This window comes from Pseudoalteromonas sp. APC 3250, assembly GCF_030407915.1.
GTDB classification, from domain to species: domain Bacteria; phylum Pseudomonadota; class Gammaproteobacteria; order Enterobacterales; family Alteromonadaceae; genus Pseudoalteromonas; species Pseudoalteromonas tetraodonis.
In genome coordinates this window covers 246,324-262,527 of sequence record NZ_JASDCM010000004.1, presented here as the reverse complement: position 1 = coordinate 262,527, position 16,204 = coordinate 246,324, and the positions used below count along the sequence as shown (strand labels likewise).

At 39.9% G+C, this 16,204-nt stretch carries 15 protein-coding genes; 10 read left to right on the top strand and 5 right to left on the bottom strand.

All coding sequences use genetic code 11. From position 1 onward, the window contains the following. Nucleotides 1–13: 13 nt before the first annotated feature. Nucleotides 14–1,396, bottom strand: a complete 1,383-nt coding sequence (locus QL986_RS06665; RefSeq protein ID WP_028834118.1) for a Na+/H+ antiporter NhaC family protein — start codon at nt 1,394–1,396, stop codon at nt 14–16. 303 nt (nt 1,397–1,699) lie between these two features. Here QL986_RS06665 and QL986_RS06660 point away from each other — a divergent pair, with 303 nt between their 5' ends. Then, the gene (locus QL986_RS06660) at nt 1,700–2,209 is read left to right on the top strand and encodes a GNAT family N-acetyltransferase (protein ID WP_028834117.1); all 510 of its coding nucleotides are present in this window, start codon (nt 1,700–1,702) and stop codon (nt 2,207–2,209) included. Nucleotides 2,210–2,211: 2 nt separating this feature from the next. Here QL986_RS06660 and QL986_RS06655 read toward each other — a convergent pair whose 3' ends face one another. The 3 genes from QL986_RS06655 to QL986_RS06645 are packed head-to-tail and all read right to left on the bottom strand — an operon-like array spanning nt 2,212 to nt 5,637. Continuing rightward, the gene (locus QL986_RS06655) at nt 2,212–2,820 is read right to left on the bottom strand and encodes a PqiC family protein (RefSeq protein WP_028834116.1); all 609 of its coding nucleotides are present in this window, start codon (nt 2,818–2,820) and stop codon (nt 2,212–2,214) included. After that, nucleotides 2,820–4,475 carry an intermembrane transport protein PqiB gene (gene pqiB / locus QL986_RS06650; RefSeq protein ID WP_290191357.1) on the bottom strand — a complete coding sequence of 552 codons (1,656 nt, stop codon included), beginning with the start codon at nt 4,473–4,475 and terminating at the stop codon, nt 2,820–2,822. The genes QL986_RS06655 and pqiB overlap by 1 nt, the downstream gene beginning before the upstream one ends. After that, nucleotides 4,468–5,637 (bottom strand): paraquat-inducible protein A, encoded by a 1,170-nt coding sequence (locus tag QL986_RS06645; protein ID WP_290191373.1) that lies wholly within the window; start codon nt 5,635–5,637, stop codon nt 4,468–4,470. The genes pqiB and QL986_RS06645 overlap by 8 nt, the downstream gene beginning before the upstream one ends. A 193-nt stretch (nt 5,638–5,830) precedes the next feature. On the opposite strand from QL986_RS06645, the gene QL986_RS06640 reads away from it, so the two are divergent. Beyond that, on the top strand, nt 5,831–6,601 hold the full coding sequence (locus QL986_RS06640) for a transporter substrate-binding domain-containing protein (RefSeq protein ID WP_290191356.1): 771 nt from the start codon (nt 5,831–5,833) through the stop codon (nt 6,599–6,601). Here QL986_RS06640 and QL986_RS06635 read toward each other — a convergent pair whose 3' ends face one another. Beyond that, nucleotides 6,602–7,411, bottom strand: coding sequence for a thioesterase family protein (locus tag QL986_RS06635; protein ID WP_008464384.1), 810 nt, complete (start codon nt 7,409–7,411; stop codon nt 6,602–6,604). Nucleotides 7,412–7,650: 239 nt separating this feature from the next. On the opposite strand from QL986_RS06635, the gene dnaK reads away from it, so the two are divergent. From dnaK to QL986_RS06595, 8 genes are all read left to right on the top strand, one after another. Then, entirely contained in the window at nt 7,651–9,567 is a 1,917-nt protein-coding gene (gene dnaK / locus QL986_RS06630; RefSeq protein ID WP_290191355.1) for a molecular chaperone DnaK, read from the top strand. A gap of 215 nt (nt 9,568–9,782) precedes the next feature. Next, nucleotides 9,783–10,922 carry a molecular chaperone DnaJ gene (gene dnaJ / locus QL986_RS06625; protein WP_013463168.1) on the top strand — a complete coding sequence of 380 codons (1,140 nt, stop codon included), beginning with the start codon at nt 9,783–9,785 and terminating at the stop codon, nt 10,920–10,922. A gap of 104 nt (nt 10,923–11,026) precedes the next feature. After that, the gene (ybaK, locus tag QL986_RS06620; RefSeq protein ID WP_036954938.1) at nt 11,027–11,488 is read left to right on the top strand and encodes a Cys-tRNA(Pro) deacylase; all 462 of its coding nucleotides are present in this window, start codon (nt 11,027–11,029) and stop codon (nt 11,486–11,488) included. A gap of 182 nt (nt 11,489–11,670) precedes the next feature. Continuing rightward, nucleotides 11,671–12,039 carry a response regulator gene (locus tag QL986_RS06615; protein ID WP_058155943.1) on the top strand — a complete coding sequence of 123 codons (369 nt, stop codon included), beginning with the start codon at nt 11,671–11,673 and terminating at the stop codon, nt 12,037–12,039. Nucleotides 12,040–12,174: 135 nt separating this feature from the next. After that, nucleotides 12,175–12,426: a hypothetical protein gene (locus QL986_RS06610; RefSeq protein ID WP_013463170.1), complete on the top strand. Its 252-nt coding sequence runs from the start codon at nt 12,175–12,177 to the stop codon at nt 12,424–12,426. Between the two features lie 163 nt (nt 12,427–12,589). Then, on the top strand, nt 12,590–12,853 hold the full coding sequence (locus tag QL986_RS06605) for a hypothetical protein (protein ID WP_008112375.1): 264 nt from the start codon (nt 12,590–12,592) through the stop codon (nt 12,851–12,853). Between the two features lie 171 nt (nt 12,854–13,024). After that, nucleotides 13,025–14,755: an ATP-binding protein gene (locus tag QL986_RS06600; RefSeq protein WP_290191354.1), complete on the top strand. Its 1,731-nt coding sequence runs from the start codon at nt 13,025–13,027 to the stop codon at nt 14,753–14,755. Then, the gene (locus QL986_RS06595) at nt 14,748–16,109 is read left to right on the top strand and encodes a sigma-54 dependent transcriptional regulator (RefSeq protein WP_028834110.1); all 1,362 of its coding nucleotides are present in this window, start codon (nt 14,748–14,750) and stop codon (nt 16,107–16,109) included. Before QL986_RS06600 ends, QL986_RS06595 begins: the two co-directional genes overlap by 8 nt. Nucleotides 16,110–16,204: the final 95 nt, after the last annotated feature.

Genomic DNA, 16,204 nt, shown 5'->3' with positions numbered 1-16,204 from the left:
TACCATTGCCATGTTAGGCCATAAGTAAAAAGCCAATGATGGCAAAGCCTGCAGCAATTAAGGTATAAGGTAATTGCGTTACAGCATGACTGATCAAATTACAGCCAGAGCCTTGTGCTGCTAGTACGGTTGAATCAGAGTAAAAACAGGCTTGGCTACCAAATGAAGACGCTGAAAGTAATGCGCCAATCACCAATGGAATATTTGCATCAACCGCCGTTGCCAGGGGCATGACAATAGGAATTGAAACCGCAAAAATCCCCCAACTTGAACCCGTAGCAAACGCTAATATCGACATCGCAATAAATACCACCGCAGGTAAATAGCCAGCGGTCATATACGGACTTAAGCTGCCAATCACAAATTGTGGTAAGCCAATTAAGTCGCATACATCTTTAAAAATAAAGGCGGCAATCACGGTTCCAATTGCGGGGATCATACTTTTAAAACCATCCAGCATACGCTCAATCATTTCGCTAAAGCTCATTAATTTTTGTAACGCATAAAATGGCAAAGTGACAGCCATTGTCGCTAATAGACCTTTGTACACATCTATTTCAAAATATACGGTAAATGCGACTAATAAAATAATCGGCAACAAAAAGTTATATAACTTACCTTTAGGATCCGCATCTTCAAAGTGTTCCTCCGCTGCTTTTACTGCATATTCATCGGCGGTTTGTACTTGAGTATAAATCGCAGGCTCTAAAGTAGGAGCGTGAGTTAGCGCCTGTTGCTCGGCTTTTTTCATGGGGCCAAAAGTAGGGATCACGCCGGCAATAACCAGCACCACAGTCAACACCGCAAACCAGGCATAAAACATGTACGGAATGGCTTGAATATAAACGGCAATGCCTTTGCCTTCTTCTGCAATGCCGTTATCCACTAACAGGCCACCAAAAAATACAGCCCACGTTGACAAAGGGACGAGTACACAAATAGGCGCTGCCGTTGAATCAACAACGTAAGCGAGCATTTCACGACTCACTTTAAATTTGTCGGTGATCCGCTTCATGGTTTCACCCACGGTAAGCGCGTTTAAATAATCGTCAATAAATATCACGACACCCAAACAAAAGGTCATAAATAAGGAGGATCGTTTACCTCGGGTGTACTTTAAAGCCAAACTACCAAACGCAGAAGCCCCTCCAGTGCGTACTAATAAGGCAATAAGCGCACCAAAGCCGCCACACACAAGTATTAACCAACCAATGGTTTCATCAGTCATTACTTTGAGTGATGTGCTGGCAAAATTTGAGAGAACTTTGCTAGGGTCAGCTAAAACAAGGCCAACTAATGCACCAATCAGTAACGATAAAATAGGGCGGCGTAAAACAACAGCCAATACAACCACTACCACAGGCGGCAGTAGAGTTAACGCAGAAGGTTCAAGCATTTATAAGATCACAAAATTAAAAGCAGATTTAAAAAGTAAACTGCTTATACAAAAACAAAGAAGATGATAAGTTTGTTGTTAAATCATTTTCCAAGTCACTGCTTTTGCACGCGTGAAGGGCACTTAAAAAATTATGTTAAATTAATAGTTTTAGTGAAACGCGTTGGCTTTGGCGCCAGACGGAGCAAGGAATGCATGCCGCTATTGTTGTGCCTTTAAAAACATCGGCGCAAAAGTAATCTTCTTTTTTATTTCAGTCAATAAAAAAATATCGGGTCGTGAAAAATATTATCAGGAGTTATTTTGAATATTGCTTTTACAACAGAGCGCTTACACATACGCTTCGCACAAATAGCAGATGCGGCGGAGTTACTTAAGTTGGTTAATCAGGCTAATTTCACCAAATACATTGGTGATAAAGGTATTTATACTTTAGGCGACGCTAAAAAATACATCAAAGACAGTTTTATATCTGCCCATAAGCAGCATGGCTTTGGGCCTTATATAATCGCATTACATGATGAAACACTAGTTGGTATTGTTGGGTTTTATCAGCGAGCTGTTCTGCAATATCCCGATTTAGGGTTTGCGCTAAAAGACGGTTTTGAAAAAAAGGGCTATATTTTTGAGGCGGCAAATACCTTGCTAAACCATAGACAAAACTTGGGGATTAACCAGGTTACGGCGATCGCCCGCTGTGATAACCGTGCATCAAAAAATGTATTACAAAAGCTCGGTTTTAAAACCCAAGGTCAAGTGATCATAGAAAGCACTAACATTGCGGTAGATGTATATTTACTTAATACAGAGTGAAATTAAATTCGCGCTTTTTCAATTTCTTTCGCCGCAAGGATGTTGATTTGTTGCCACATTTTTTCAAGAGTAGCCACCAATGAATCATAGCCATCATCATCGATTGGCATAACAGATGAGAAATTATGGATGCTTAGTAAACGCCTACCCGATTCTGGGTGAGTGTAGTATAAACGCCATAGCCCTGAAATATCTGCATTACCTTGCAGATCACCGTTAAAGTGGTGTAGTTCGTATTCTAATTCGTAAAATGTTTGTTGCTGTTGGTCAGTAATAACGGGTAAGCCTTTAATAACCATCCAGTTTGTCATGGTATTAAATAATGTTTGCTGCGCGCTGGCACTGAGCATAACATCTGGCGACTCACCCCATAGATGATAATTAGCAGCATGGATTTGATTACTATCTACTTTCATAGCAATACCCCGGTTATTCAATGCGCCTCTTAGGGTAACTGTTTGCACGCGCAGTTGTGCCTGTGTATCTTGCACATTTCGCGAAGAGTCATTAATGGGCTGCTCAAATTGGTAATACTGAATTGTTGTTTGAATAGCAGAGCTGCAACCACTGATAAAGATCACACCCGTTAAAAGTAAAAATAGTGCTTTCATTATTGCTTCCTCGGTTGTGGATCTTTAGGTAGTGATTTGTCAAAAATGAGCATATTAGGTTGCTCGTTTAAGCCACGAGTAAGAGGCTGAAACTCTTCTGTTAAACGCTTAATTTGTAGCAGTGTTTGCTCAAGTTGATAGTGCATTTGAGAGCCTGCTTGATAGCTTGCCATGGTTTTGTCAAACTGGCGCATAGTTATTTCAAATTGTTCCATACTTTTAGTTATTTTTTCGAGATTACGATTAAAGTCGCCCGGTAAATTTTGTGTATCGGGCTTATTTAATAACGTGCGCATCTCACTTGCCAGAGCTTGATACTCGCTAAACGTAGTTTGCATTTTGGCTAAACTGTCTTCAATTTTTAAGTTATTCACTTTATTAAGTACATCCGATACTTGATCGGCAAGCACCGTTATACCGCTCGATACACTAGGAAACACATCGTATTGAGCAAGTTTTTTAAGCTCGCTTTTTGGGGTGTCGGTATAAAAGTCAAAATCGACGTAAACTGCACCGGTTAGCAAATTACCCGGTTTAAGTGACGCTCTCATGCCGTTTTCAATCCACTCGTTAACGCTTGTTTCCCAATATTCTTTTGCTACCGAGGTGATATGGTATAAACGACCATATTCTACTTTTATCAATACCGGAACTGCGGTATTTTTAGCGCGAAAATGAGCCGGTTTCCCATCTATAATTACATTGGCGGGCGCTTCAACCACTGTGCCGACGCGAGTACCTCTATACTCAACTGGCGCACCAACACGGAGTCCTCTAATCGATTGTTCGAATTCAATAAGGTAATAATCAAAATCATAAAAACGCTCTTCTAAAGCTTGATTATAACTTTGACTCAAAGAAAAGCTATGGCCATCTTGTGCTAAATCGCCAGGGGCTTGCTGATTAGGTAAGCCAACAGAAATACCGCCTTTTAATAATTTGCTTAGTGAACCAGTATTAATATTTATGCCATCAGCAGAAAGATCTATCTCAATACCTGAGTTAACCCAAAAAATAGAGTTTAAAGTGATCAGGTTCTCATAGGGGGCTTTAATAAAAATACCGTATTGCATTGCTTGGTTTTTCCAATCAAAGGTGGCGGTTTCTATTTGGCCTATTTTGTAGTTTTTAAAAAATATACCAGTACTCACATCAAGTACCTCAGCATTGTAACTGAGTAACTTAAAGCGTCCACCTTGAACATCTTTACCAATTAATGCGGGCTCTTCTTGCAGGGTAAAGCGTTTTTTAAGTTGGCTACTTTCTCCCGGTGAAAACTCTAAATAAACCCCTGAAAGTAGGGTACTCATACCACTGATCCCAGTTTCATCAATGCGTGGCTTTACTACCCAAATACTGGCATCTTCGGTGAGTAAATTATCATAGTTTTTATCTATTTGTGCTCGGGCAATTACACTGTCTTGGCTGTCAGAAAGGCGGACGTGATCAATTTGACCTATTTTAACACTTCGCACTTTTATTTCTGTTTTACCAGCAATAATCCCCTCTGCTTGGGGCATAGTGATGTAGATTGTTTGCCCTTTATTTAATTGATACTGATAAAGCATCCAAACACCAACAAATAAGGCAACCACAGGAATAATCCAAATTGCAGAAATACTTGATTTTTGTGCTACGTTAGCTGTTTTAGTCATGCTTTATTCTCTGCGTTATTATTTTTGGTGAGTCCCACAGTAGGCGAGGGTCAAATGCGTGTGCCGCCATCATTTGGCATAATACCATAACGGTAAAAAAGACGATGCCCAAACCTGGTGTAACCGACATTAAGTTTCCTAGCTGCACCAGTGCAACTAATATAGCCACAACAAACACATCAATCATAGACCATTTACCTATAAATTCAGTAAGTTGATACACTTTTGTGTAACCTTTTGTATGCAGGTTGGCGGGTTTTGTAACCATAAAGCACAAAAAGCTCAAAATAAGCGCTTTGGCTAACGGTACCACTACACTGGCAAAAAATATAATAATTGCAATAGGGTACGAGCCGCTACTCCATAACGTAATAACACCCGAAATAAGGGTTGCAGGTGTTTCATCCCCTAGGCTGATGGTGTACATAATGGGCAGTAAATTCGCAGGAATATAACAAATCAGAGAAGTAACTAACCATGCAGCCGCTTTTTGTACGCTGTTGGGGTTTCTTAAATACGTTTTACTATGGCAACGAGGACAGATTGATTCAACGCTCAGTTGATGGCAAACATGGCAGGCTTTTATATTCTCATCAATAGCCCGCTCAGTGTTTGAAGTATTTTGAAGTGTAGTGGTAGGGCTTACTTGTGACCACAGCCTAGCACGATTTAAACGCGTTAATGCACTAACATAAAAAATAACAAATCCCACATAAGCAAAAAAACTGATACCAAAGCTAACCTCAGCCAATGACATTATTTTTACCATGCTAACTAAAACACCAATCAGAAATATTTCTGACATGATCCAAGGCTCTAGCGTTAAAGTGAATTTTAATAGTTTTCTTGCAACTGCTTGCGGCAGTGCTTTGAGTGCGCCTAAATGCAAAGGGATCAAAATAATCAGCAAACTCATAGGCAGAATAATAATGCTGATATCAATAAATAGGCCGAGTAAGTCACTATCATAGTTAAATAAAATCCGTGCTGCGTCGGGCAGAGTAATAGTTTGGGTAATGCCATTACTACTAAAAGAGATAAACGGATAAAACATACTGCTGAGCAACATTAATAATGCGCTTAAACTCAGTGCGACTATTTCAGTGTCATGGTTTATATTAATACCGCGGACTTTATGGCTACAGCGTGGGCACAATGCCACTTGTTTGGCATTAATCTCGGGAATATCAATGATAAGATCACAGCTTGGGCAGGCAGTTTGCAAAATGTTAGCTTATAATTAATTCAATAATTTAAATATTGCTATAAATAATAGTTAAATACAAACGCTGCGGCTAAATTACTAAAGAAAAGTAACCCCAATAACTGAAAATAAAAACGGATTAGGTGAAAGAGTGAAAGTTGTATTTTTATTGGCCTTAGTGTGTTTATGTGGTGATAGTTTTGCATTTGTTAATGATATTAAGCAGCAACGAGTCATTATTGCGGCTAACCCTACTGTTGCGCCTTATGTAATAAGTGAAAATGATTCAGGTATTCAGCTCGAGATTGTAAAGGCAGCACTTAACAATCAAGACATAAATAAGGTTGATGTACATTACATGTCAAATCAGCGTGCAGATGCTTTATTGAACCAAGGCGATGTTGATATTGCTTTAAATTACTCGGGTATTTTAATTGCTGGCATATATCGAAGCCAATCGGTTGTTAATTATGAGAATGTGGTGGTGAGTCTTAAAAAGAGTAACTTCACTATTAATAGTATTTACGATCTGGCGACTAAAAGTGTTTTAGCATTTCAAAATGCGCCTGCTTATTTACCTAAAGAATTTGGTCATAACTTGGAAAACTTGAGAGGCTATGAAGAAGTATTCAATCAACAAGCGCAGATACACCATTTAATGGCAGGGTGGGTTGATACGATTATTCTCGATAGGCGTATATTTCTTCACTACTTAAAGGAATATCAAAAAACTAATGCCACTAAAGATTTCGTTATTCATGCTATTTTTCCACCTGCGGCAAGGCCTGCGTATTTTAACAATGATTTGCTGAGACAGCAGTTTGATAAAGGCTTGGCCAACATAATTCAAAGCGGTGAATATCGCACCATAATGCTTAACTTAGATAAGCAATATACTCAGCGCGACTTCACTCGTTTTTAATTAATCAAATAAAGCAACAGTTTGACGGGTGAGCGCAATAAGCTCCCCCGATTGTGACCAAATACAGCCATCTTCTAAGCCATAGCCATCTTTTGAATGATGAGTGATTGCTTCAAAACCCAACCATTCACCTGGCACTAAATTAGGCGCTTGTACAAATTCTAAATACCACGACATGCTACTAGCCGGTGCAGGTTGCTTAAACATTTGTAGTAATGTTGGCGGCCATGCGTCGGTAAGGGCAATAACATGAGCTTCTGTAATTTCTTCAGGCGTGTGTTTAAATCGCATCCAACCACCAAGGTGAGAGGTTTGCGCACTACTAAACGGCATGGCGCCTTGTTGCGGGCATAAATCAACATGCTGAAAAAATTCTGGCATTTTCCCAGGTACAAAGCCTAAACAATGGCCTTCGTTTACAGGGTGTAAGGTTAACGACTTTGATACTGGCACATTAATTGATGAGTTACGATTTTTGGCGAAACAGGCCTGCACAATGACACACACCGCATCATCTTGAATCGCTTTGGCGAGCACTTGGGTACTGCTTTTACCTTCACGTAATATTTCTACCGATAAAGAAAACGGTTTTTCAGCCAATAATGGCCCTACAAAGTTTGTACTTAAAGAAAGCAGTCTTCTTGATGAATCAACTTTATTGCGCATTGCTTGATAAAGTAGCGCAGCAGAGAGGCCACCAAAAGCAGTACGACCTTGGCACCAGTTAGCAGGAAACTGCATGGTATTGGTTAACGGGTCAGTTTCCTGACTCGCTTGGGCTGCTTGTTTTAATAATTGTTCAAAGTGCACAAATAATGTCCTTTTGCTGTTATTTGCTGAATTTATATCACACCCAAACTCATCAGACCAGACAATAAATAAGCTCCCAAATTACAAAAAATGAGCAATCCCTACTCTTTTTAGGGTTATTTAGTAAATAAATTAAAAAAAATGCGTTTTTTTTCATTTTTACAGTTGAATTAAGTTTGTGGCATCCCTATTAACTAGTCATCGAATGTATTAACGAATTTAGAAGTTGGAGAAGATTCATGGGTAGAATTATTGGAATCGATTTAGGTACTACTAACTCTTGTGTTGCAGTACTTGATGGTGACAAAGCACGTGTTATTGAAAATGCGGAAGGCGATCGCACAACCCCGTCTATTATTGCTTATACGCAAGACGGTGAAACGTTAGTAGGTCAACCTGCAAAACGTCAAGCGGTAACTAACCCAACAAACACGTTATTTGCAATCAAACGTTTAATTGGTCGTCGCTTTGAAGACGAAGAAGTACAACGTGATATCGGCATCATGCCTTTCAAAATTATCAAAGCAGATAATGGCGATGCATGGGTAGAAGCAGGCGGTGAAAAACGCGCTGCACCACAAATTTCTGCTGAAGTACTGAAAAAAATGAAGAAAACGGCTGAAGACTTCTTAGGTGAAGAAGTAACTGAAGCGGTAATCACAGTACCGGCATACTTTAACGATTCACAACGTCAAGCTACAAAAGATGCGGGCCGTATTGCGGGTCTTGAAGTAAAACGTATTATCAATGAGCCAACAGCTGCAGCGCTTGCATACGGTATGGATAAAAACCGTGGCGAAAACGTAGTAGCGGTATACGACTTAGGTGGTGGTACTTTCGATTTATCAATCATTGAAATTGATGAAGTTGAAGGCGAGCACACATTTGAAGTACTTGCGACAAATGGTGACACTCACTTAGGTGGTGAAGATTTTGATAACCGTGTAATCAACTACTTAGTTGCTGAATTCAAGAAAGATCAAGGTATCGATTTACAAAATGATCCGCTTGCAATGCAACGTGTTAAAGAAGCAGCAGAGAAAGCAAAAATTGAGCTTTCATCAGCACAATCTACAGAAGTAAACCTTCCGTACGTAACCGCTGATGCATCAGGTCCTAAGCACATGAACGTGAAATTAACACGTGCTAAGCTTGAGTCACTGGTTGAAGACTTAGTGACTAAGTCGATTGAACCGCTTAAACGCGCACTAGCTGATGCTGACCTGTCTGTGAACGATATCAACGATATCATTCTAGTGGGTGGTCAAACGCGTATGCCACTTGTTCAAAGAACAGTTGCTGAATTCTTTGGTAAAGAACCACGTAAAGACGTTAACCCTGATGAAGCGGTAGCTGTGGGTGCTGCGATTCAAGGTGGTGTACTTGCAGGTGACGTGAAAGACGTACTATTACTAGACGTATCACCATTATCTCTAGGTATTGAGACGATGGGGTCAGTAATGACAGCACTGATTGAGAAAAACACTACGATTCCTACTAAGAAATCGCAAACATTCTCAACAGCAGAAGATAATCAATCTGCAGTAACTATTCATGTGTTACAAGGTGAGCGTAAACGTTCAAGTGATAACAAATCGCTAGGTCAATTTAACCTAGAAGGCATTCGCCCAGCACAACGTGGTACGCCACAAATCGAAGTAACATTCGATGTTGATGCCGATGGTATCTTACATGTATCTGCAAAAGATAAAGATACAGGTAAAGAGCAAAAAATCACTATTCAAGCATCTTCTGGCTTAAGCGATGAAGAAGTTGAAAAAATGGTTCGTGATGCAGAAGCGCACGCTGAAGACGATAAAAAGTTTGAAGAGTTAGTAGCTGCACGTAACCAAGCTGATGCACTTGTTCACGGTACACGTAAGCAAATTGAAGAAGCGGGTGATGCTCTGCCAAGCGAAGACAAAGACGCGATTGAAGCGGCTGTTGTGGACCTAGAATCAGCAATTAAGAGTGACGACAAAGCAGAGATTGAAGCGAAAACGCAAGCGCTTGCTGAAAAGTCTCAAAAGCTAATGGAAATCGCTCAAGCTAAAGCACAACAAGCTGGTGGTGACGCTGGTGAACAACAACAGTCAGCTAAACAAGATGACGATGTTGTTGATGCAGAGTTCGAAGAAGTTAAAGACGACAAGTAATTGTTGCTAACGCTTCTCGCTAATTTAAAACACATGACCAAATCAAGTGTTTGAGTTAGGATGAACACATGAGGCGCGTAGGCTAAAGCTTAACGCGCCTTTTGCATGTAAAGAGAAGTGAATAAAACGCTTTAAAAATTCAATGATAAATCGATATGATTTATCGGTTTGTCCAGCAGCTAACGCTGTAAATAGAAAAGAGTAGTGTGATAGATATGTCAAAACGCGATTATTACGAAGTCCTCGGCGTAAGCAAAGATGCGAGTGAGCGAGACATAAAAAAAGCGTATAAACGCTTAGCGATGAAATATCACCCCGATCGTACCGCCGGTGATAAAGACCTTGAAACTAAATTCAAGGAAGTTAAAGAAGCTTACGAAATACTGACTGATGCGCAAAAGCGTCAAATGTATGACCAATACGGCCATGCAGCCTTCGAACAAGGTGGTGGCGGTGGTCACGGTGGCTTTGGCGGCGGCCAAGGTGATTTTGGTGATATTTTTGGTGACGTATTTGGTGATATTTTTGGTGGCGGCGGTGGTCGACGTCAATCACGCCAGCAACGTGGCTCAGATTTACGTTACAACATGGACTTAAGCTTAGAAGAAGCGGTTCGTGGTAAAGACGTTGAGATTAAAGTACCTACTTGGGTTAGTTGTGAACCATGTGATGGCAGTGGTGCTAAAGCGGGCTCTAAACCAAAAACATGTACAACCTGTCATGGTGCAGGCCAAGTACAAATGCGCCAAGGTTTTTTTGCCGTGCAGCAAACCTGTCCGACGTGTCATGGACAAGGTCAGATCATTTCAGATCCTTGTAATAAATGTCATGGGCAAGGCCGTGTAGAAAAAACTAAAACGCTATCGGTTAAAATCCCGGCAGGCGTAGATACTGGCGATCGTATTCGCTTATCAGGTGAAGGCGAAGCAGGCATGCATGGTGCACCAGCAGGTGACTTGTATGTGCAAGTATCTGTTCGTGAACACAAAATATTTGTTCGTGAAGCTAATAATTTATATTGTGAAGTGCCAATAAGCTTTACCACCGCAGGCCTTGGCGGTGAAATTGAAGTGCCAACGCTTGATGGGCGTGCAAAACTTAAAATACCGTCAGAAACACAAACGGGCAAAATGTTCCGTATGCGTGGCAAAGGTGTTAAGTCAGTACGCAGTGGTGCTCAAGGCGATTTAATTTGTAAGGTTGTGATTGAAACGCCTGTTAATTTAAACGAGCGTCAACGTGACCTACTTAAAGAGTTAGATGAAAGTATGGGCAAAGACAGCTCAAAAAACCGCCCTAAAGAGCAAGGTTTTTTCGATGGGGTTAAAAAGTTTTTTGATGACTTAACTAAGTAATTAGTCGGATCAATAGACCCTAGTAAAAACGGCGCTTTTTTAGCGCCGTTTTTTTATGCTTAATGTGCTAAATTATTAGGGAAATTTATTTTGGACTTTATCAGATGACCCCCGCTATAGAGCAGCTAAAAAAAAGCGATATTAAGTTTGACATACTCAGTTACGAGCACGATATAAACAATACTAATTACGGCCTTGAAGCAGTTGAAAAGCTTAATCTTAACAGCGCCCAAGTATTTAAAACCCTAGTGCTTGAAACTTCAGAGCAACAGCTTATTGTAGCGGTGACTCCCGTCACTCAGCAGGTTAATTTAAAACAGCTTGCGAAGCTTTGTGCAGTAAAAAAAGTGATGATGGCAGACCCACAAAAAGTGCAGGCGAGTACCGGTTATATTTTGGGAGGAGTAAGCCCCCTTGGCCAAAAAAAACGGCTAAAAACATACATACACTCCAGTGCGTTAGATTTTGAAATGATATATGTTAGTGCCGGAAAACGAGGGTTAGAAGTAACACTAAGTGCAAAAAGCTTAGCACATATAACTCAAGCTTCGTTTGCAGTTTTTTAAACTTTTGTTTAGCTAAAATAAGGGGATATAAGTATCCATCTGATTACTTGCGGCAATAGGTATTGTTAACTAATGTTGTTACTACACATAACACGTTTTTGTTAATACCTTTTAGATTGGCGTGTCGCCTTTACTTTGTTTTAACGAAAATTTGCTCGCAGCTATTTTGGTAAAACATACGCATGAAAATACTTGTTGTTGATGATATGCCGTTAATGCGTCATGTATTAATTAATATGTTAAGGCAGTTAAATTATAAAGATATTGTTGAAGCCACAGATGGGCTTCAAGCATTAAACATACTGCAAAATCAAATGTTTGATTTGGTTATAACAGACCTTCATATGCCTAAAATGGATGGCATTACTTTACTTGATAATATTAGAAAAGATGCCGAGCTGAAAAACCTTCCTGTACTTATGGTGACCTGTGAAGATAGTTCTTCGACTGTCAAAAAAGCGATTAATGCTAAAGTGTCAGGGTTTATCGTAAAGCCTTTTAATATGAATGTGTTATCAGCTCAATTAACCCGTTTATCGATAAAAGCCTAAAGCGAATCGTTTATAAAGTAGAGTTATCTACCGACTGTTTAAAAAATGTATTAGCGCAACAGCCGTTCATTATTTTCTACCCTGATGTGATAGCATTATGCTATTAACTAATCGTAAAGTAATTATTGAGGAAGTATGGCTAAGCCCAATAAAAAAGGGCCTACAAAAACGGTCGATATATTTTGTTCTGCGTGTAAGGCACCGTTATTCAAATACCGTAAAGGTGGCAAAGGTGCTTTAGTAAAATGTTTTATAGAAAGAATAACCCAAGATCACACCCATACTGAATGCGTATGCCCAGGCTGTGAACGACCTTTTGCCCGCCCCACAATTATAAGAGGAACCCCTGCCTATAAAATGATTGGTGGTAAAGTCACGTTTAAATAAACGTTTTGTTTATAGTCTAAAGTAGTGAGGGGCGGACATAAGGCCTTGTTTGCTTTTTTTGCACTGGTAAACTTCGCTGGTTTTGCTGTTTCAATGATTGAAAAAAACCCTCCCCATGGATTGGGCCAGTCAGTTGGGTTTTAAAATGGAAAAGGATAGACGTGTGATCGCACTTTTATTTGATATTGTTGGTATGAGTGGTACTTTTTTAGTGGTTGGTTCATTTTTTTTGCTGCAACTAAATAAAGTTTCACCTAAAAGTTTAACGTATAACTTAATGAATTTAAGTGGCGCTATTTTGTTACTTATTAGCCTTTGTTATAACTTTAACTTAGCAAGCTTTGTGATTGAAATATTTTGGATTGCAGCCTCATTAATTGGCTTATACAAATACTTTAAAGACAAACCTGTCGTTGCAAAAGCGTAAATTAAGCTAAAACAGCACACCTTAAAAGGTGATTAAACCGTGGAATGTAATATTTCACGGTTTTTTAGTTTCAGTACAATTGTTAACAAAAAGTTTCTTCTGCAAAGGGGGATAACTCGTTACAATATTGGCTATTACTTATTATTGGCATCATAGTTGTCATAGGCGTTTATGTTCTCCATCCCCAAAAAAATTATTTTTGCCTGTATATTGTTAGTACTATTATTGGTGGTCACCTTTTCGTTTGGTCGTGCTTATGATTTAGGGCAAGCCAAAATTCAAGCTGATCAACAAGTTATCCAATTAAATAATTATATCGATAACGAACTCGCTCGATTTGCGGCTATCCCTCAGCTGCTAACTGAAAATAACGTATTGATTCGTTTTACTAATAATGAATCACAACACTTTAATGCAATTAACAATTACCTTGCTGATATTCAACAAGCCAGTGGTGCCTCAGATGTATACATACTAGATACTCATGGCGATGTTATTGCCAGTAGTAACTGGCAAACCGACTATACATTTTTAGGTAGTAACTTTGCATTTAGACCTTATTTTAAACAAGCGTTTGCCGGTGAAAAGGTCGCATACTTTGCACTTGGTCAGCGCTCAAAAGAGCGCGGAATTTATTTTTCCCAAGCTATTTACCTAGATGGAAAAGCCATTGGCGTGGTGGCGCTTAAAATTAATGTCGCTAAATTTGAAAACGATCGTTCGCTTTTAAATACCTCAAAAGGAAGCCATTTTTATTTGCAACTTGCCGATAATATTATTGCCATGTCGGATGAACCCGCATGGCGTTTAAATAGTTTTACAGAGCTTGATATTACCGCGCGTCGTGATATTAAACAGCGCCGTGCTTACTTAGATCATCAACCGCTACAAATTAAACAACAGCGCTACAAAAGCCAAGGCATTGAGCAATTTAAAATTGCTAAAGATGAATACGTTTCCGCCTCAAGACCCTTAACTCATCTGAATGCAACCATGACAGTGCTTGTTGATATTTCAAGTATTAACGCCTTACAGGTGCCTAGATTGTTATGGCTAGTGTTGTTTTATTGGGTGTTTATTTTTGTTGGATATAGCTTATTGGCACGCTTTGCCGGGTATAAAAAATTACTGTATTCGCGTCACAGTTTAGAGCTCGAAGTACTAGAGCGTACCCAAGCACTCGAAAAAGCCCAAACCGCATTAGTACAGTCGGCAAAATTAGCCACTATTGGGCAATTGAGTGCGGGCATTAATCACGAAATTAACCAACCGCTCAGCGCAATGAACACCTATTTAGCCAGTGCTAAAATTTTCCTAAAAAAGGGAAAGCTTAACGCATTAAATGAAAACTTAATCATTATCGAGAATTTGGTAGAGCGGGTGCATAAAATAGTGGCGCAGCTTAAACACTTTAGTAAACCGGCGACCATGCAACTTCGGCCTCATCCACTGTCGGCGTTATTAAACAATGCGTTGATGATCACTCATCCGCAACTTAAACAAGACGATGTTAACGTAAGTGCACCGCAGTTTTCGCAAGAGATCACGGTGTGGGTCGATGCGTTAAAGTTTGAACAAGTATTGGTTAATGTGATCACCAATGCATCACAGGCAATGAAAGGTGAGCCAGTTAGAGAGCTCAGTTTTGATGTTGAATGCTTTGAAGAGCGCGTTAAGCTTTCTATATTAGATAGTGGCCCTGGTATTGAGCATCATGTGTTGGGGTCTATTTTTGAACCTTTTTATAGTACCAAATCAAGTAACGGTTTAGGGCTGGGCTTATCGATTTCAAAGCAAATTATTGAATCATTTAATGGTTACTTAACTGCACATAATCGCCCTGAAGGCGGTGCGCAATTTATTATTAGTTTATCAAGCATAGAGGCCACTAAAAATGATTGAAGCCGTTGTTTGCAAACAGATTATTGTTATTGATGATGAAGCGATGATCCGCGATTCATTGAATCAGCTATTAACGCTCGAGGGGTATGAGGTACAGTGTTTTAGTGATGCAAGTGTTGCCTTAAGTCGCTTAAATCGTAGTTTTTGTGGCATTGTACTTAGTGACATAAACATGCCCACTATGGATGGTTTAACCTTTATTGAGCAGGTAAAAGCATTTGATAGCGAACTACCCGTGATATTTTTAACCGGTTATGCTGATGTTTCTGTTGCGGTAAAAGCGATGCAACTAGGCGCGTATGATTTATTTGAAAAACCACTGAACGAAAATTTATTAGATTGTATTGCCAGAGCCTCAGATAAACGTGCTTTAGTAATGGAAAACAGAGCGCTGAAGCGCGCGGTTGAGAAAACGTCGGCGCCCGGTGTGCGTATTTTAGGTGATACGCTTAAAATGCAGCATATGATGAACCTACTCAACACGGTGATAGATACTCCGGCTGATGTGCTGATTGAAGGTGAAACTGGCACAGGTAAAGAATTGGTTGCTCGCTATTTACACGACCATAGTAACCGTTCAAGCTGTCAGTTTGTGGCTATTAACTGTGGCGCAGTCCCAGAGCAATTAATAGAAAGCGAACTGTTTGGGGCTATCAGCGGAGCCTTTACTGGCGCAACACACGATCGCAAAGGTAAATTTGAGTTTGCTCAAGGCGGCACCGTTTTTTTAGATGAAATTGAAAGCACTCCTTTATCGCTTCAAGTTAAATTACTGCGGGTACTCGAGGAGCGAAAAGTCACCCCCGTGGGTGCTAATAAAGCCATCGAGCTTGATATTCGTATTGTCGCAGCCACCAAAGTCGATTTACTTTCGCTGGTAGAAAAAGGTGAGTTTAGAGCCGACTTATATTACCGATTGAGTTTAGTAAAAGTCAGCATCCCTGCATTAAGAGACAGAAAAGCAGATATTCCACTGTTGTTTAAACATTTTAGCTCTATAGCTGCGACCCGCTTTCATAAACCGTTAGGGGCGCTCAATATAGAACTACAACAACGTTTACTAGCGCATGATTGGCCTGGCAATGTGCGGGAATTGAGAAATCAAGCCGAGCGCGCGGTATTGCTAGGCCCCGATCTGGCATTTGCACAAAGTGACTCAAGCAACAGCACGCTATCATTAGATTTGAGCCTAGCCGAAAAGGTCAGCTTTTATGAGCAATCCTTAATTGAAGAGGCGCTAGAGCTTAACCATGGCAGCATTAAAGACACCATGACAACCTTACAAATTGCGCGTAAAACCCTCTACGATAAGATGAGTAAATATAACCTTAATCGAGATATGTTCACCGATTAATGGGTGGAAATGGTGATATTGAGTGTTTTTTATGTGTGGAAATCCGCACATTTCAATGTTTGTTTTTAAACCTTTATTTTTTAAATCACTGAAAA